This is a genomic window from Streptomyces sp. TAA040 (genome assembly GCF_000424845.1).
In genome coordinates this window covers 177,457-194,066 of record NZ_AUKR01000010.1, presented here as the reverse complement: position 1 = coordinate 194,066, position 16,610 = coordinate 177,457, and the positions used below count along the sequence as shown (strand labels likewise).

Sequence of the window (16,610 nt, the reverse complement as noted above, 5' to 3'; positions counted from 1 at the left end):
ACTGGTGTTCCGCTACAGCTCTGCGGGGCGGCCGCCCGGCCCCGAGCCTACGCCGGACCACGCGCGCACATCTGTGGGGCCGACCGCTCGGAATGCCGTTCCACCGGTTGCGGAACGTTCGGGCGGCGCCCCACCCCGCAGCCGCTCAGCCGCTCAGCCGGACCGGCATGATCAGGTACTTGTACGCGTCGTCCGCCTCGGCGTCGAGCGCCGCCCGGCCACTGAGCAGTGCGGGCTTCGTGGAGGTGGTGAAGGACAGCTGGGCGACCGGGGAGTCGATCGCGCTCAGTCCCTCCAGGAGAAACCCGGGGTTGAAGGCGATGGAGATGTCGTCGCCGTCGAGCTGGGCGTCCACCCGCTCCACAGCCTGTGCGTCGTCGCTCGAACCCGCTTCCAGGATGAGCACGCCCTGCTCGAAGCTGAGCCGGACCGGAGTGTTCCGCTCAGCCACCAGCGCGACGCGCTTCACCGCCTCGACGAAGGGCGCCGTCTCGATCAGCGCGACCGAGTTGAACTCGGTCGGGAAGAGCGTGCGGTACTTGGGCAGGTCGCCCTCGAGCAGCCGCGTGGTCGTCCGGCGGCCGGCGCCCTCGAAGCCGATCAGTCCCTCCCCGGAGCCGGAGCCCGACAGGGCGAGGGAGACGTGTTCCCCGCTGCTCAGCGCCTTGGCGGTGTCGAGCAGCGTCTTGGCGGGGACGAGCGCCACCGAGGAGGTCTCCGCGTTCTCCGGCTTCCACAGGAACTCGCGGACCGCGAAGCGGTAGCGGTCGGTGGAAGCGAGGGTGACGGTGTCCCCCTCGATCTCGATCCGCACGCCGGTGAGCACCGGGAGGGTGTCGTCCCGGCCGGCGGCGATGGCCACCTGCGAGACGGCCGCGGCGAAGACCTCACCGGGGACCGTGCCGGTCGCCTCGGGCATCTCCGGCAGCGCCGGGTACTCCTCCACGGGCAGGGTGTGCAGCGTGAACCGTGAGGAGCCGCAGACCACTGTCACCCGGACGCCGTCGGTGGAGATCTCCACCGGTCGGTTCGGCAGCGACCGGCAGATGTCGGCGAGGAGCTTGCCGGAAACCAGGACCGTGCCGCTCTCCTCCACCTCGGTCTCGACCGAGACCCGCGCCGAGACCTCGTAGTCGAACCCGGAGAGGCTCAGCGAGCCCTCCTCCGCCTTCAGCAGCAGGCCCGCGAGGACCGGCACCGGCGGACGGGCGGGCAGGCTCTTGGCCGCCCAAGCCACCGCCTCCGCCAGTACATCGCGCTCTACCCGGATCTTCACCTTCAGCCGCCTCCTGCTGTTGCTGGTTGCCGGGGTCCAGTCTGACCTACCGGACTGACAGCTCGTGCGGCTCGGGGTCAAGTCGTCACCGCGTGGGTAGGACTCCGAAGCACCGAGTTGTGCACAGGCCCCACTTCGAACCTGTCCTCGCTCTCTCACTGTGTAGTCGTAGTAGTAGGGCTTGTGGATTCGGTGGATAACCGAATATGCGCAGGTCAGGCCCCGTTTTTTGTCCACCGGTCCTGTGGGCGCAGCGGTGGACGGAGCGGACCTTTCTGTGGACAGCCGAAAGTTCTGCACGGACCGTGCACAGGGCGACCCCTGTTTCCCACAGCGGCGTCCCCAGATTTACCCGGGTTCTCAACAGGCCAACCCGGCACCCCGGTGTGACGCCTTTCACTCGACCCGGTGAGAGGGCGCGTCGACTTGCCGAACAGTGGACAGGGCTGTGGAGAAGCTGTGTACAACTGGCCACTCCCTGTGGGTGGAGTGTGGAAAACCTCGGACCGGAGTTGACGCCTCCGTTTTTGTCCACAGCTTGTGGATTGTTTTTGTGCACACATCCACAGGGTCCTGAACTGGGAAGATCATGTCGCATCCGGTGCACCTGTGGAGGCTTTCGGGACAACTTTCCGGTCCCCAGGGTGTGGACCGGCGACTGGCGGCCGATCTGTGGAAAAACTGCCGCACGGGCTCCGGATTCGAACAGCGAGGAGAGCCCGGGAGCTGGGCCGGGGGCGATCCGAGAGCTGGAAGCCCTCCGCCGATCGGCCGAGGAGCGAGTGGGCGCGTCCGTCGGCGCCGTCGGCTCAGGTGGGGGTTCCGAGGGATCGTGCCGGCAACGGCACGGTCGGGATACCGGGGACGCGGGGACACGCTGCGGGCCGCTCGGGTGCAGTCACGGCCGTGGGCCGGGCGACGCCCGGCCCACGGCCGTGACGCGCGGTCGGGTCGGGTCGGGTCGGGGCGACGAGTGGCGGCCTGCGGGGGCTCCCGCCCTTCGCCTCGTCCGCGGACGATGACGAGGACGAGGACGATGACCGACTGTGGCGGGCGCGGGTGCGCGAGTGGCACAGTCGGCGTGGGGGCCGAGGGGGTGCGGGGGCGGCTCAGGCGTTCTTGATGCGGTTGGTCAGCTCGGTGACCTGGTTGTAGATGGACCGCCGCTCGGCCATCAGGGCCCTGATCTTCCGGTCCGCGTGCATCACCGTCGTGTGGTCGCGGCCGCCGAACTGCCCGCCGATCTTCGGCAGCGAGAGATCGGTGAGCTCCCGGCAGAGGTACATCGCGATCTGGCGGGCGGTGACCAGCACCCGGCTGCGCGAGGATCCGCAGAGGTCGTCCACGGTGAGTCCGAAGTAGTCGGCGGTCGCGGCCATGATGGCGGGCGCGGTGATCTCCGGGGTGGCGTCCTCTCCCCCGGGGATCAGGTCCTTGAGCACGATCTCGGTCAGTCCCAGGTCGACCGGTTGGCGGTTCAGGCTGGCGAAGGCGGTGACCCGGATCAGGGCGCCCTCCAGCTCGCGGATGTTGCGGGAGATCCGCGAGGCGATGAACTCCAGCACCTCGGGCGGCGCGTTGAGCTGCTCCTGTACGGCCTTCTTGCGCAGGATCGCGATCCTGGTCTCCAGCTCGGGCGGCTGGACGTCGGTGATCAGGCCCCACTCGAAGCGGTTGCGCAGCCGGTCCTCCAGGGTGACCAGTTGCTTGGGCGGCCGGTCGCTGGACAGCACGATCTGCTTGTTGGCGTTGTGCAGGGTGTTGAAGGTGTGGAAGAACTCCTCCTGCGTCGACTCCTTGCTCGCGAGGAACTGGATGTCGTCGACCAGCAGGATGTCCATGTCCCGGTACCGCTTGCGGAAGGCGTCCGCCTTGCCGTCCCGGATGGAGTTGATGAACTCGTTGGTGAACTCCTCCGAGCTGACGTACCGCACCCGGGTGCCGGGGTAGAGGCTGCGGGCGTAGTGCCCGATCGCGTGCAGCAGGTGCGTCTTTCCGAGCCCAGATTCACCGTAGATGAAGAGCGGATTGTACGCCTTGGCCGGTGCTTCGGCGACCGCCACCGCCGCGGCGTGCGCGAAGCGGTTGGAGGCGCCGATGACGAAGGTGTCGAAGAGGTACTTCGGGTTGAGCCGCGCCGTGGGTTCGCCGGGGCCGGTGGCCGGGGCCGGCTGGGCGGCGAGCGGACCGGGCGCTCCGCTGGGTGCCGGGAGCTGCGGCGGCTCGTCGAACCGCGGGGACGGCGGCTGCCGGGGCGGTCGCCGGTCGTAGCCGGACTGCCCCCGGCCGTCGTACGCGTCGTAGCCGTCGTATCCGCCGTACCCGGCCTGCGGGGGGTAGGGCTCCCGCGCCGGCGGCCAGGCCTCGCCCTCCGGCTGCCGTGACCACCCCGAGCCCTGCGGGCCGGGATGGCCCTGCTGGTGCCGGTGGTGCGGCTGGGGGGCGTGCGGGTAGTCGGGGTAGGCGGGCCGAGCGGAGGGCAGCTCGCGCTGCTCGCGCGGTGCGTCGTAGCGGTCGCCGTAGTGCTTGTCCTCGTAGCGCGGCGAATCCTCGTGCCGGGGCCCGTCGTAGCGTCCGTCCTCGTGCCGCTGCTCCTCACGCCGGGCGTCGTAGCGCTGGTCCTCGTACCGGTGCGGCGGCTGGCGGTGCGGCGGTTGCTGCTGCGGAGCCGGGCCGTGCGGGTCCCCGCCCGGTGCGGCGGGCTGCGGTGCCGGTTCGGTAGCCGGACCGGTCACCGTGACGGCCAGGCGGATGGGCTGCTGGCACTCCCGGCTGAGCGCGTCGCCGATGTGCTGGGAGAGTCGGCCCTCCAGCACCCCCTTGGCGTACTCGTTCGGCACTCCGAGGAGAGCGGTGCCCGAAACCAGCACCAGGGGCTGGCAGTCACGCAGCCAGCGCTGGTCCTTGGCCTCGATTCCCTGCCCGTCGCTGAGCAGTTGGTCCAGCACCCGGGGCCACACTGCGGCAAGATCGGCAGGTACGTCAGCCACAGGGCACGCTCTCTCACTCGCTGGTGGGACACATTTCACGAAAGTGCGGTCTTGGGACGGCACGGAATGAATCGAAGTCGGGCCACGGTAGTCGCCGCGAGACGACCACCTCAAGTTGTTGTCCACAGGGTGTGCACAGATGTGCCATGCCGGGACGGCGGAACGTCCGCGGCCGGGCGTCCGCTCCGTCCGCTCCGGACGGGACGTACGGCCGAGGACGGTGCGCCACCGCCGTTCGCACCGCACCCGGGTGGGGGGTCAGGGGGCTTGCGACCCCGCGTGACGGCCGGCGCGCCGGTTCCGTACAGTGCGGTGCGGCGACCGGTCTGTACCGGGACGCTCGGGGAGCACCGGTTTGACCGGATGGCGTAACCGCGCGTACCGTAAACAGGTCGAGTTGTCGATGGCTGCTGCCGCCTGCCTCCGATGGGCAAAGATCTCCGAGTCACCCACGCGAGATCAAGAAAGCGGTGCACTCGGGCGTTGCGAGCTTCTCGTGGGCGCACGGTGACAGCCATTCGACGCCCCACACGAGTCTCAGTCAGAGACGCAAGCATTCCTGGAGCCCCCGAGTGAGCAAGCGCACCTTCCAGCCGAACAACCGCCGCCGCGCGAAGACCCACGGCTTCCGGCTGCGCATGCGGACCCGCGCCGGCCGCGCCATCGTCGCGAGCCGTCGTACCAAGGGCCGCGCCCGTCTGTCGGCCTGAGCAGCCTGACCACAGGTCCATGACGTGCTGCCTACCGAGTACCGGCTGAGGCGGCGCGAGGACTTCGCGATCGCGGTACGGCGGGGACGCCGGGCAGGACGCCCGCTTCTCGTCGTCCATCTGCGCACGGCCAGGGACCCGCGCGCGGCAGGGGAGACACCTCCCCTGCCGCGCGCGGGTTTCGTCGTGAGCAAGGCCATCGGAAACGCGGTGGTCCGCAACCGTGTGCAACGGCGTCTACGGCATCTGGTACGCGATCGGCTGGCCCTGCTGCCCGCCGGTAGCCTGGTGGTCATACGCGCGCTGCCCGGTGCGGGAGAGGCGGACCACCACGAGCTGGCCCGCGACCTCGATGCCGCGCTGCATCGGCTGCTTGGAGGGTCGCCGCCGTGAAGTACCCGCTGTTGTGGTTGATCAAGCTCTACCAGTGGACCATCAGCCCGTTGCTCGGGCCGGTGTGCCGGTACTACCCGTCGTGCTCGCACTACGGGTACCAGGCCGTCGACCGCCACGGCGCGGTGAAGGGCACGGCCCTGACCGCTTGGCGCATCCTGCGCTGCAATCCATGGTCGCCAGGTGGCGTCGACCATGTTCCTGCCCGGAAGCACCCGGTCTGGCATCAGCGGCTGCGTGGCCGCCGGCTGCATCGGACCCAGTCCAACGCCCAAGGAGCCTGATTCGTGGACACGATCCTCGGTCCTCTGTACAACGCTGTTTCCTGGATCATCGTCCAGTTCCACAGCCTGCTGAGCCTTGTCTTCGACGAGGACAGCGGTTGGGCGTGGGGTCTGTCCATCGTCTTCCTGGTGGTGCTGATCCGAATCTGCCTGATCCCGCTGTTCGTCAAGCAGATCAAGGCGACCCGGAACATGCAGGCGCTCCAGCCGCGGATGAAGGCGATCCAGGAGCGCTACAAGAGCGACAAGCAGCGTCAGTCCGAAGAGATGATGAAGCTGTACAAGGAGACCGGGACCAACCCGCTCTCCAGCTGCCTTCCGATCCTGGCCCAGTCGCCCTTCTTCATCGCGCTCTTCCAGGTGCTGAACAAGATCGCTCAGAACAAGCCCGTCGGCGTGCTGGACGCCGAGCAGGTGGAGAGCGCCCGTAACGCCCACATCTTCGGCGCACCCATCGCGGCGAAGTTCATGGACGGGGCCGAGAAGGTCGCTTCTCTCGCCGACGCTTCGCTCGGCCAGGTCCGGGTCGTCACGGTCATCATGATCGTGCTGATGTCGCTGTCGCAGTTCTACACACAGCGCCAGCTGATGACGAAGAACGTCGACCTGACAGTCAAGACCCCGTTCATGCAGCAGCAGAAGCTGCTGATGTACGTCTTCCCGATCATGTTCGCCGTCTTCGGTATCAACTTCCCCGTCGGTGTCCTGATCTACTGGCTGACCACGAACCTCTGGACCCTCGGCCAGCAGATGTTCATCATCAAGCGCAACCCGACCCCCGGTTCGCTCGCCTACAAGCAGCGCCAGGATCGGCTCCGGGCCAAGGGCAAGCTGGTGGACGATCCCGAAGAGGTCGAGGCGAAGCAGGCGGTGGAGGCCGCACGCGCCAATCGGGTGCAGCCCAAGCGACAGCCGAAGGCCAAGCGGCAGAACCCGACCGGGCAGCCGCCGCGGACCTCGACCACCAAGCCCGGCCCCGCCAAGCCGAAGCAGAGCGGTCAGGGTGGCCAGCAGTCCAAGCAGGGGCCTACCTCCGAGGCCGTGACCGGGAACGGAACTGCCGAGCCCCAGCCGGGCAAGAAGGCACAGCAGGGCAAGAAGAAGCCGCAGTCCGCAAGGACCAAGAAGTAGAGGGAGTCCATCAGTGACGGACACGACCGAAGCCGCTGAGGGCACCGACACCCTGTCCCACCTGGAGCAGGAAGGTGAGATCGCGGCTGACTACCTTGAGGAACTGCTCGACATCGCCGACCTGGACGGGGATATCGACATGGACGTCGAGGCCGACCGTGCGGCGGTCTCCATCGTGAGCGACTCCGGCACCAGAGACCTGCAGAAGCTGGTCGGTCGGGATGGCGAGGTCCTGGAGGCCCTGCAGGAGCTGACCCGGTTGGCGGTGCACCGGGAGACCGGAGACCGTAGCCGCCTGATGCTGGACATCGCGGGCTTCCGTGCTCAGAAGCGCGAGGAGCTCTCGAAGCTGGGCGCCAAAGCTGCGGAGGATGCCAAGAGCAGCGGTGAGTCGGTCAAGCTGCAGCCGATGTCGCCCTTCGAGCGGAAGGTCGTCCACGACGCCGTCGCGACCGCCGGCCAGCGCAGCGAGTCCGAGGGCGAGGAACCGCAGCGCTGCGTGGTCGTGCTGCCGTGACAGCCGATCATGGTGATCCGGCCGCAGCGGAAGAGTTGGCTCCCGCGCCGGAAGTGGCACAGGAGATCTTCGGAGAGCGCCTGCCGGATGCGATCCGCTACGCCGAACTTCTGGCCGAGGCCGGAGTGCGGCGTGGTCTGATCGGTCCGCGTGAGGTGCCGCGGCTCTGGGGCAGGCATGTGCTGAACTGTGCTGTCCTTTCCGAAGTAGTACCCGAGGGAGTCACCGTCTGCGATGTCGGTTCCGGCGCGGGGCTGCCCGGCATCCCGCTCGCCCTGGTGCGGCCGGACCTGAAGATCACCCTGCTGGAGCCCCTGCTCCGTCGGACGAACTTCCTCCAGGAAGCAGTGGACCTGCTCGGCCTCGACCACGTGACAGTGGTACGCGGGCGAGCGGAGGAGGTCCTGGGTACTTTGCCGCCCGTCCATGTGGTCACAGCGCGTGCGGTGGCGCCGCTGGATCGGTTGGCCGGCTGGGGTGTGCCGCTCCTGCGTCCTTACGGGGAGATGCTGGCACTGAAGGGGGACACGGCCGAGGCGGAGCTGCAAGCCGCCAGGGCGGCCCTGCAGAAGCTTGGAGTGAGGAGCACCTCGGTCGTCCAGGCCGGTGTCGGACGTGTCGAGCCGGCAGCGACCGTGGTCCGTGCCGAGGTAGGAGAGAGTCCCGGCGGCGTCAGGTTCGCGGCGAAGCGGGCCAAGGCGGCGAGCGCGGACCGTACGAGAGGTCGTAGGCGGCGCTGAAGGTGCACCACTGGGCGGGGCGGGTGAGGACACCGGCCCCGCCCAGTGTCGTCGTCTCGTGTCGGGTCTGCTGTCGTTACTCCATAAAAACGGCAAAGCTGCGCATCGCGGAGTGTCGTCCCCGGGGTGCGGCTCAGCAGGTGCATCGTGTTTCACGTGAAACGTCGCTCCCTGCTGCATGGAATCATCAGCCGTGGTCGCGCGGCAGCCGCGTCGTGCGACCGCAAGAACTCGAAGAGTGAGACCCGCTCTGTGGAGTTGTCCACACCTGAGGATTCGTCCACAGGTAGGCGGGGCTCAGTGGTTCGCCGCCCCGGAAGCATGGCAGGCTTTGAGTCTGCGCAGCCATTCGAGGAGAGTGAACCGTTGCGGTCCGATGCCAACACCGCAGGACCGATTGCTGAACCGGTCCCCGGCCCCCGTTCTGAAGTAGCGGATGTTTCACGTGAAACGCGTGAGGCTCGTGAGACGCCACCACCCATGGATGACACGCCCATTGGTCGTGCCGCCCAGCAAGCCGTCGAAGCCATGAACCGGGCTGGCGAGGGCTTGCCACGCCCCGAACGGACGCGGGTGATGGTGGTCGCGAACCAGAAGGGTGGAGTCGGCAAGACCACCACCACGGTGAATCTGGCTGCCTCGCTGGCGCTGCACGGCGCCCGCGTGCTGGTGGTGGACCTCGATCCGCAGGGCAACGCCTCCACGGCCCTGGGGATCGATCACCACTCCGAGATTCCTTCCATCTACGACGTGCTGGTGGAGAGCAAACCGCTCTCGGACGTGGTGCAGCCGGTGCCGGATGTGGAAGGGCTCTTCTGTGCGCCCGCCACCATCGATCTTGCCGGCGCGGAGATCGAGTTGGTGTCCCTGGTCGCTCGGGAGAGCCGACTACAGCGGGCGATCAGCGCCTATGAACAGCCGCTGGACTATATCCTGATCGACTGCCCGCCATCTCTCGGCCTGCTGACCGTGAACGCCCTGGTGGCCGGGGCCGAGGTGGTCATTCCGATCCAGTGCGAGTACTACGCGCTGGAAGGTCTCGGCCAGTTGCTCAGGAACGTGGAGCTCGTCAAGGGGCACCTCAACCCCGAGCTGCACGTCTCGACGATCCTGCTGACCATGTACGACGGCCGGACTCGGCTGGCGTCCCAGGTTGCCGACGAGGTCCGCACGCACTTCGGCAAGGAAGTGCTGAGGACGAACATCCCGCGGTCCGTACGCATCTCGGAAGCTCCCAGCTACGGGCAGACGGTACTGACATACGATCCCGGTTCCAGCGGCGCACTCTCCTACTTGGAGGCCGCCCGGGAGATGGCGCTGCGAGGCGTCGGCGTTTCACAGGATCAGCACAGCATGGTGGAGGGGACGCAGTGAGTGAACGACGTAGGGGCCTGGGCCGAGGACTCGGGGCGCTGATCCCGGCGGCGCCGGGCTCCTCCGAGGAGAGCTCCGGGGTGGGGGGCGGCGAGACAGCCTCGGTATCCCCTTCCGCTGTGCCCCTTCTCACCTCGGGACGAGGTACCGCAGGCGCGAGAGTCGCCCCGCTGCTGAAGCCCGCAATCGAGGACGAGGCCCCAGCTCGGGACGCGGCGAGCACAGCCGCCGAGCCTGCGGGGGGCGCCTCGGTGGACGAGGAGTGGGTGCCGGCGCCGGGAGCGGACGGCCGGGGGGACATGGCAGCGGTTGCCGGAGCGCACTTCGCCGAGATTCCGATCGACTCGGTCACCGCGAACCCGCGGCAGCCCCGTGAGGTCTTCGACGAGGATGCGCTGGCCGAGTTGGTCACCTCGATCCGAGAGGTCGGGCTGCTGCAACCCGTGGTGGTGCGGCAACTCGAGCCGGGGCGCTACGAGCTCATCATGGGCGAACGTCGTTGGCGCGCCTGTCGGGATGCCGGCCTGGAAGCCATTCCGGCGATCATCCGGGCGACGGACGACGACAAGCTCCTGCTCGACGCGCTGCTGGAGAACCTGCACCGGGCGCAACTGAATCCCCTGGAAGAAGCGGCCGCGTACGACCAGTTGTTGAAGGACTTCAACTGCACGCACGACCAGTTGGCCGACCGGATCGGACGCTCGCGTCCGCAGGTCTCGAACACATTGCGGCTGCTCCGCCTTTCCGGCGCGGTGCAGCGGCGGGTGGCGGCCGGTGTCCTCTCCGCCGGGCATGCTCGGGCGCTGCTGTCGGTGGACGAGCCGGAGGAGCAGGACCACCTGGCGCACCGCATCGTCGCGGAGGGTCTGTCGGTCCGGGCGGTGGAGGAGATCCTCACGCTGCGTAGGACTGAGACCCCGCCAGGCAAGGTCAAGGGGCCACGAGCGGGCAAGCGGGTATCACCCGCACTCGACGACCTGGCCGGCCGGCTGTCGGACCGTTTCGAGACCAGAGTGAAGGTGGACCTGGGGCAGAAGAAGGGGAAGATCGTCGTGGAGTTCGCCTCGATAGACGATCTGGAACGGATTCTGGGACAGCTCGCGCCTGGCGAGGGCCGGGTGCTTGAGCAGCGACTCAGCGAAGAGGAACCAGGAGGGGGACCGGCATCTGAGGACGCGCCGGGCACCGACTAGCGTCCAGGACTCCCCCACGGCTGACGCCCCATGGATACGATGGTTCCATGGGGCGCCAGCTTGTCTCCCTCACCTTGGACAACCTTTCCGATCTTCCCCAGCAGTGCCGTGAGTGCGTTTTCTGGGAACTCGACCCGGTCAGGGCGAGGACTGCTGTGCAGACCGGCCGCGCGGGGCGGGAGAAGCAGGCATGGATCTCAGCAGTGCTGCTTGAGTGGGGTTCCTGCGGACGGATCCTCTATCTGGATGAGGAGCCCGTCGGGTATGTGCTGTACGCGCCGCCGGCGTACGTGCCGGGTTCGCTGGCGTTTCCGACCAGCCCGGTGTCCCCGGACGCGGTGCAGTTGATCACGGCACGACTACTGCCCATGTCACAGGGACAGGGGCTCGGACGCGTGCTGGTGCAGACCGTGGCCAAAGACCTACTGGGCCGGGGCTTCAAAGCAGTCGAGGCGTTCGCCGAGGTCCGCTGGGACCAGCCGGCCTGCGTGCTGCCCGCCCAGCATCTGCTCAGCGTTGGCTTCAAGACCGTACGACCGCACCCACGGCATCCCCGGTTGCGTCTGGAGCTGAGGACGGTGGTGTCCTGGAAGGAAGACATGGAACGGGCGCTGGGACAGTTCCTCGGCGCTGTGCACAAGGACCCCGTGCTCCGCCCGTTGTAGGCGTGTGGGAACGGGAGCCCTGTCGAGACAAGAAGAGCGGACCGGGCAACGTGAAACGGGCCGCCCGAGGGGCGGCCCGTTTCACGTGAAACCACAGCGCACTCAGCTGATGAACTCGGCCAGCTCGCGCTCGATGGCTCCCTTGGGCTTCGCGCCGACAATCGTCTTCACGACCTCGCCGCCCTGGTAGACGTTCATCGTCGGGATCGACATGATGCCGTATTTGGCAGCGATGGCCGGGTTCTCATCGATGTTGAGTTTGACGACAGTGATCTTCTCGGCCTGCTCGTCTGAGATGGCTTCCAGCGACGGTGCGATCTGACGGCATGGGCCGCACCAGGCCGCCCAGAAGTCCACCAGGACGGGCTTGTCGCTCTTCAGGACCACGCTGTCGAAGTCAGCGTCGGTGGCGGTCACGGTGGTCATGGGTTACTCCTCTGTAGGGATGGGGCGGAAATGGAACAGTGGGGGCGAGGCGGTCTGCATCAGCCCGATTCTCCGCGTCAGACAGTGGCTGCGGTGGTGGTCATCTCCGGCTCAGCGGTAGCGCTCTCCGGGTGCCGGGTCAGAGAGGCGAGGTGGCGCTCCGCATCCAGAGCGGCGGCGCACCCGGTGCCGGCAGCGGTGATCGCCTGGCGGTAGGTGTGGTCGACGACATCGCCGGCCGCGAAGACGCCGGGGACGTTCGTACGGGTGGAGGGGTGGTCGACAGTGAGGTATCCCTCCTCATCCAGGGCGAGCACATCGCGGAAGAGCTCGGTGCGCGGGTCGTGTCCGATGGCGACGAACAGTCCGGTCACGTCCAGCCGGCGGGTCGCGTCGGTGGTGGTGTCCGTGAGGGTGAGTCCGCCGAGCTTGCTGTTCTCGGGGTGGATCTCGGTGACCTCGCTGTTCCAGGCGAAGGAGATCTTGGGGTCGGCGAACGCCCGTTCCTGCATGGCCTTGGAAGCCCGGAGTGTGCCGCGCCGGTGGATTACCGTGACGGACTTGGCGAACCGGGAGAGGAAAGTCGCTTCTTCCATGGCAGTGTCGCCACCGCCGATGACGGCGATGTCCTGGTCCCGGAAGAAGAAGCCGTCGCAGGTGGCGCAGTAGGACACGCCGCGACCGGAGAGCTCGCTCTCGTGAGGGAGCCCGAGAGTGCGGTGCTGGGAACCGGTGGTGACGATGACGGTGCGCGCCCGGTAGACGGTACCGGTGGAGTCGGTGACGCTCTTGATCTCACCTTCGAGGTCGACCGCCGCCACATCATCGGGAATGAGCTCCGCACCGAAGCGCTCGGACTGGGCCCGCATCTGATCCATCAGGTCCGGTCCCATGATCCCTTCGCGGAATCCGGGGTAGTTCTCCACCTCGGTGGTGTTCATCAGCGCGCCGCCGGCCGTGACCGAGCCCTCGAAGACCAGCGGGTCCAGCGAGGCACGGGCGGTGTAGAGCGCAGCAGTGTAACCTGCTGGCCCGGAACCGATGATGATCACATTGCGCACGTCGCTCACGGGTGTCTTCCTTGTCTGCCGACGGTTTCCGATGCTGGAGTAGGCGTTCACCCCTTCCAACGGATCCTACGGGCCAGGCATTCCCCGTGAAACGGGTCGACGGGGTGGCTCGGCGGCAACAGGAGAACGACTGACCGAGAACATCGTTCAGCCGAGCCAGCGACCACGCAGAGCGGGTCCGGTTGTCAGCGCTCGTAGGTGCGCATGAGCAGAATTTGTCCCGGATCGCTGGGCGAGGAGTCGACGCAATCGGCGTCCACCACGTAGACGTCCACCCGTTCACCGTTGCCCGCAGCATGCGGGAGCACGACGAGGTAGGCCGTCGCTCCCTCGTAGGTCTTGGCAGTGGCGGCTAGCGGGGGGTCGCGCCGTTCGATCCCCGCCCTGATGCAGAGCGGCACGTCTGTGGAGATGCCGCGGTCCTTCCCGGCCAGCGGTGCCTCGGAGCGGTCCTGTGCTTCGACTTCCGGCGAATCGACCGGGACTTCGAAGGTCCCCTCGGCCGTGGGATCGCCGGCCTCGGCGAGTAGGCTTCGCACCTGGGCCTCCAGACCGTCCGGAGAGAGGCCGCCACGGGTCGACGACGAGCCGGACTCGGAGGCGCCGGAACTCTCGGCCGTTTCCTCGGAGCCACCGAGCATGCTCGGGAGGAGGACCACTCCGAGAGCCACGAGAGCAAGCGTCCCGGAGACCGCCAGCAGCGAGCGTCGATGCCGAACCCGTGGACCGGACGGCCTGCCCGGCCCGCTCGGCGTCGAGGGGCCGCCGGGCCGGCGGGTTTCACGTGAAACATGACCGCTACCGCGAGGAGGGGGCGACGTGGGCGCGGAGGCGTGTCTGTGTGTCACCGCCCGAGCTGTCGTGCTCGCCGATGCGTGTGCGCTGGGAGAGCCCGTCGCCTCCAGCAGCGCCTCCGCGGCCAGGGCCGCGTCGATGCGGCTGCTGACGTCCTCCGGCATCTTGGACGGGCCGGGAAGCGTCCCCAGGGCGCCTCGGATCTCCTCCAGAGAGATACGGACCTCGTAGCAGAGGACGCAGTCGGTCAGGTGCGCCCGCACTGCGGCCGAGCGGTCAGGTGCGAGCAGCCCCTCGGTGAGGGCAGAGATCTCGGCGACTTCGGGGTGCTCGTCGGTACCGGGCATGGCAGAAGAAGCGGTCATGCGGGTCCACCTCCGCCCTTGACTGCGTCGGTTCCTTCAATGTCTTGCGACGGTGGGACGGACGCCCCCTGCCTCCGGTTCCTTCCCCTGTCGTGACCTGACCTACCCTCGGGATGCAGGTGTCTCAGAAGAGGGAGAAGCCGCGCCCGGCCTCGCGCACAGCGGCTCTTGACCGTGCCGACCGGCGTGTCCAGTATCCGTGCGGCCTCGGCCACCGGATAGCCCTGCATGTCCACCAGGACCAGGGCGGCACGTTGGTCGGTGGGCAGCTCGTCCAGCGCAGCGATCAGTTGCCGGTGCAGGTCGTGGCGCTCGGCAGGGGCAGCTGCGGACTCCTCCGGCTCCAGGAGCTCCTCAAGGCGTTGAGTGTCGTCCGTGGGGGAGGTCCGCCGTGAAGCTGCCTTACGGGCACGATCGATGCAAGCGTTGACCGTGATGCGGTGCAACCATGTGGTGACCGCGGATTGGCCACGGAAGGTGTGAGCCGCACGGTAGGCGGATACCAGCGCGTCCTGGACGGCGTCAGCGGCCTCTTCGCGGTCTCCCAGCGTGCGGAGCGCCACGGCCCAGAGCCGGTCACGATGACGACGGACGATCTCACCGAAGGCATCCGGGTCCCCCGACACGTGCCGGCTGAGCAGCTCGGCGTCGTTCGGATCCGGTGAAAGGCGGCCGCCGTCCTCGTCATTCATGACTCCCGGCCCTCCGCCCCGCCGGATGACGTGCTGGCTCCGCGCATTGCGGCGAGTGTACTACAGCGGCATTCCGAGTCGGCCGCAGCAGAAGAAACAGACCACTCCACAGGGGAATGCCCGGCCCGAGCGGCTATTTCCCGGGAACCGGTAATCGGCCGTCGCGTCCCGCTGACGGGTGGCCGACCGGTGTCCTCCGCCGCTCGGGCTCGTCGGCTTCACCCCTTGAAGGCGACTTCGGCGACTGCTTGCTTGTAGCCTGCGCCGCTGTAGCCGTCCTTCGGCGAGTAGGGAACTGCTGTGATCCACACCAGGACGTAGCGAGATCCTGCCGAATCTGTGAGGTCGATATTCGCTTCCCGTGAAGACGTCTTCACGGACCCGATTTTCTCCAGTCCGTCGACGGAGCCCTGCGCGTTGAATTCGGGCATCGCGTACAGGGAAATCTCGGTGCTCTCCCCCGGGTAACGGAGATTGATATCCGCTGAGGAGAGGTTCCGAGCCTCGCCCAGGTCGTAGGCGATACCCACACCGGGCTTGTAAGGGGCGAGCACCGGCCCCTCCCGGTAGCTCTTCGTACGCCAGTGGGTGCTGCCGTCCCCGTCATGGGTGGCTGTGACCTCGTCGGGGTTCTGAGGTGTGCCGTCGGCCGAGAACTCCTGGCTGCCCTCGATCGTGACCGGTTTCGCCGCCTCGTCCTTGCTCTTCGAAGAGGAATCCTCGCCGGACCCGGACCCGTCCTCCTCGCCGATCTGCTCGCTCGACTCCCGGCCCGAGTCGTCGTTCATCAGCGCGTCGGCGACCTGCCAGCTTCCGAGCCCGAGCGCCGCCATCAGCAGCGCGGCGACCCCCCACTTGAGCGCCTTGCCGGTACGACCGGGTAGGGCCGGCGGAGCCGACGGAGTGTCGGCGGGCGAGGTGGGTGGGGTCGCCGTCACCGCGTCGGCCGGGTAGCAGCCCTGCGGGTAGCCCGCGGGCCGATAGGGCGCGGCCGGGAACTCAGGCTCCGGGGGGCGGATGCGTGGCAGCTCGGTGACGGCTTTGGCGAGCGTGTCCGGTGTGGCGCAGGGAGCGCTTCCGCTCGTGGCGCCCTGACTGCCCAGAGCCCGCATCGCGAGTTCGGAGAGCCCGCGGTGGACTCCGGCCCGCACCTGGTCGGGCGGCATGAGGGTACCGCCCGAGAGACCTGCCACCCCGGTGAGCCCGTAGGCGGCCTCCTCGTACGGCCACCGCTGGGTGAGCGCGGCGTAGAGCAGCGCTCCGATGGCCTCGGTGTCGGCCTGCTGCGGTGTCTCGGAGGAGATGCCGCGCAGAGCGGCGTTCACCGCGAGACCGCGGATCCGGTACTGGCCGGAGCCGGTGCGCAGCACGGCTCCCGGGGTCAGCCGCAGATGGGCGAGCCCCTCCCGATGTGCCGCCGCCATGGCCTGCGAGAGCTGGCTGACCAGTAGGTAGGCCTCATGGGGCGGAAGCGGGCCGGCGGACAGCATCCGGCTCAGCGGGGTGGCATCCGGCAACCACTCGTGGACGACGTAGACGAGGTCGTTCTCCTCCACGGCATCCAGCACCTGGACGAAGCGAGGGTCACCGAGGAGCGCCGCCGACCGGGCCGCTGCGAGGACCGGCCGGGCGCGGGTGTGGTCGGCCGGCAGGAGATGGACTCCGACCGCGCGCCGCAGCTTCTCGTCCATCGCACGCCAACTGCTGAACCCATCCAGCCGGGTGACGCACTCCTCCAGACGGTAGCGTCTGGCGAGTTTGTGGCCGCTGTGCAATTCGGGTGCCGCGCTGCTCTGCCGGGATGGCCTGCCGTCGGACGTGGCCCCGTCTGCGCCCGCTGCCATCGGCGGTGCCCCGCCGTTCGCCTCGCCGCTCGAGTCCGCCACCTCGACGGCAGCCGTGCTCTGTTCCGCCACCGTCGCTCCTGCCTCCCCATCCGTTGCCCTCGCCCGATGACCGTCGATCACCGGACAACCCACCACCGCCGAC

General features: G+C 68.2%; 16 protein-coding genes. 9 read left to right on the top strand and 7 right to left on the bottom strand.

All coding sequences use genetic code 11. The annotated features are described in order from the left end of the window. Positions 1–145: 145 nt before the first annotated feature. Together dnaN and dnaA are read right to left on the bottom strand one after the other, a co-directional pair. Positions 146–1,276 (bottom strand): DNA polymerase III subunit beta, encoded by a 1,131-nt coding sequence (gene dnaN / locus H300_RS0111055; protein WP_028427484.1) that lies wholly within the window; start codon positions 1,274–1,276, stop codon positions 146–148. 1,109 nt (positions 1,277–2,385) lie between these two features. Next, the gene (gene dnaA, locus H300_RS0111050) at positions 2,386–4,266 is read right to left on the bottom strand and encodes a chromosomal replication initiator protein DnaA (RefSeq protein ID WP_028427483.1); all 1,881 of its coding nucleotides are present in this window, start codon (positions 4,264–4,266) and stop codon (positions 2,386–2,388) included. Positions 4,267–4,838: 572 nt separating this feature from the next. Between dnaA and rpmH the strand changes: the two genes are divergently transcribed. From rpmH to H300_RS0111005, 9 genes are all read left to right on the top strand, one after another. Then, positions 4,839–4,976, top strand: a complete 138-nt coding sequence (gene rpmH / locus H300_RS0111045) for a 50S ribosomal protein L34 (protein ID WP_028427482.1) — start codon at positions 4,839–4,841, stop codon at positions 4,974–4,976. Positions 4,977–5,000: 24 nt separating this feature from the next. Then, positions 5,001–5,369: a ribonuclease P protein component gene (gene rnpA, locus H300_RS30065; protein WP_078515899.1), complete on the top strand. Its 369-nt coding sequence runs from the start codon at positions 5,001–5,003 to the stop codon at positions 5,367–5,369. Continuing rightward, positions 5,366–5,653 (top strand): membrane protein insertion efficiency factor YidD, encoded by a 288-nt coding sequence (gene yidD, locus H300_RS0111035; protein WP_028427481.1) that lies wholly within the window; start codon positions 5,366–5,368, stop codon positions 5,651–5,653. Before rnpA ends, yidD begins: the two co-directional genes overlap by 4 nt. Before the next feature lie 3 nt (positions 5,654–5,656). Next, entirely contained in the window at positions 5,657–6,784 is a 1,128-nt protein-coding gene (yidC, locus tag H300_RS0111030; protein WP_028427480.1) for a membrane protein insertase YidC, read from the top strand. 13 nt (positions 6,785–6,797) lie between these two features. Further along, positions 6,798–7,301 (top strand): R3H domain-containing nucleic acid-binding protein, encoded by a 504-nt coding sequence (locus H300_RS0111025; protein WP_028427479.1) that lies wholly within the window; start codon positions 6,798–6,800, stop codon positions 7,299–7,301. Then, on the top strand, positions 7,298–8,041 hold the full coding sequence (rsmG, locus tag H300_RS0111020; RefSeq protein WP_028427478.1) for a 16S rRNA (guanine(527)-N(7))-methyltransferase RsmG: 744 nt from the start codon (positions 7,298–7,300) through the stop codon (positions 8,039–8,041). Before H300_RS0111025 ends, rsmG begins: the two co-directional genes overlap by 4 nt. A gap of 321 nt (positions 8,042–8,362) precedes the next feature. Continuing rightward, the gene (locus H300_RS0111015) at positions 8,363–9,415 is read left to right on the top strand and encodes an AAA family ATPase (RefSeq protein ID WP_078515898.1); all 1,053 of its coding nucleotides are present in this window, start codon (positions 8,363–8,365) and stop codon (positions 9,413–9,415) included. Continuing rightward, on the top strand, positions 9,412–10,608 hold the full coding sequence (locus H300_RS0111010; RefSeq protein WP_028427476.1) for a ParB/RepB/Spo0J family partition protein: 1,197 nt from the start codon (positions 9,412–9,414) through the stop codon (positions 10,606–10,608). Before H300_RS0111015 ends, H300_RS0111010 begins: the two co-directional genes overlap by 4 nt. Before the next feature lie 47 nt (positions 10,609–10,655). After that, complete coding sequence (locus H300_RS0111005; protein WP_028427475.1) at positions 10,656–11,273, top strand: GNAT family N-acetyltransferase; 618 nt, start codon at positions 10,656–10,658, stop codon at positions 11,271–11,273. Positions 11,274–11,375: 102 nt separating this feature from the next. On the opposite strand, the gene trxA is transcribed toward H300_RS0111005, so the two are convergent. From trxA to H300_RS0110975, 5 genes are all read right to left on the bottom strand, one after another. Further along, positions 11,376–11,699: a thioredoxin gene (gene trxA, locus H300_RS0111000; RefSeq protein ID WP_028427474.1), complete on the bottom strand. Its 324-nt coding sequence runs from the start codon at positions 11,697–11,699 to the stop codon at positions 11,376–11,378. A gap of 77 nt (positions 11,700–11,776) precedes the next feature. Next, a complete protein-coding gene (gene trxB, locus H300_RS0110995; RefSeq protein ID WP_028427473.1) occupies positions 11,777–12,769 on the bottom strand; it encodes a thioredoxin-disulfide reductase in 993 nt (330 codons plus the stop codon). A gap of 185 nt (positions 12,770–12,954) precedes the next feature. Then, positions 12,955–13,929 carry a hypothetical protein gene (locus tag H300_RS31460; RefSeq protein WP_028427472.1) on the bottom strand — a complete coding sequence of 325 codons (975 nt, stop codon included), beginning with the start codon at positions 13,927–13,929 and terminating at the stop codon, positions 12,955–12,957. Further along, a complete protein-coding gene (sigM, locus tag H300_RS30060; RefSeq protein ID WP_078515897.1) occupies positions 13,926–14,621 on the bottom strand; it encodes an RNA polymerase sigma factor SigM in 696 nt (231 codons plus the stop codon). The genes H300_RS31460 and sigM overlap by 4 nt, the downstream gene beginning before the upstream one ends. Positions 14,622–14,839: 218 nt before the next feature. Beyond that, positions 14,840–16,537 carry a protein kinase family protein gene (locus H300_RS0110975; RefSeq protein ID WP_028427469.1) on the bottom strand — a complete coding sequence of 566 codons (1,698 nt, stop codon included), beginning with the start codon at positions 16,535–16,537 and terminating at the stop codon, positions 14,840–14,842. Between the last annotated feature and the right edge of the window lie 73 nt (positions 16,538–16,610).

Bases quoted from the DNA above. Each gene is read 5' to 3' on its own strand.
- H300_RS0111015 (WP_078515898.1), top strand. From the start codon at position 8,363: ATGGCAGGCTTTGAGTCTGCGCAGCCATTCGAGGAGAGTGAACCGTTG.
- H300_RS0111005 (WP_028427475.1), top strand. From the start codon at position 10,656: ATGGGGCGCCAGCTTGTCTCCCTCACCTTGGACAACCTTTCCGATCTT.
- trxA (WP_028427474.1), bottom strand. From the start codon at position 11,699: ATGACCACCGTGACCGCCACCGACGCTGACTTCGACAGCGTGGTCCTG.
- H300_RS31460 (WP_028427472.1), bottom strand. From the start codon at position 13,929: ATGACCGCTTCTTCTGCCATGCCCGGTACCGACGAGCACCCCGAAGTC.
- sigM (WP_078515897.1), bottom strand. From the start codon at position 14,621: ATGAATGACGAGGACGGCGGCCGCCTTTCACCGGATCCGAACGACGCC.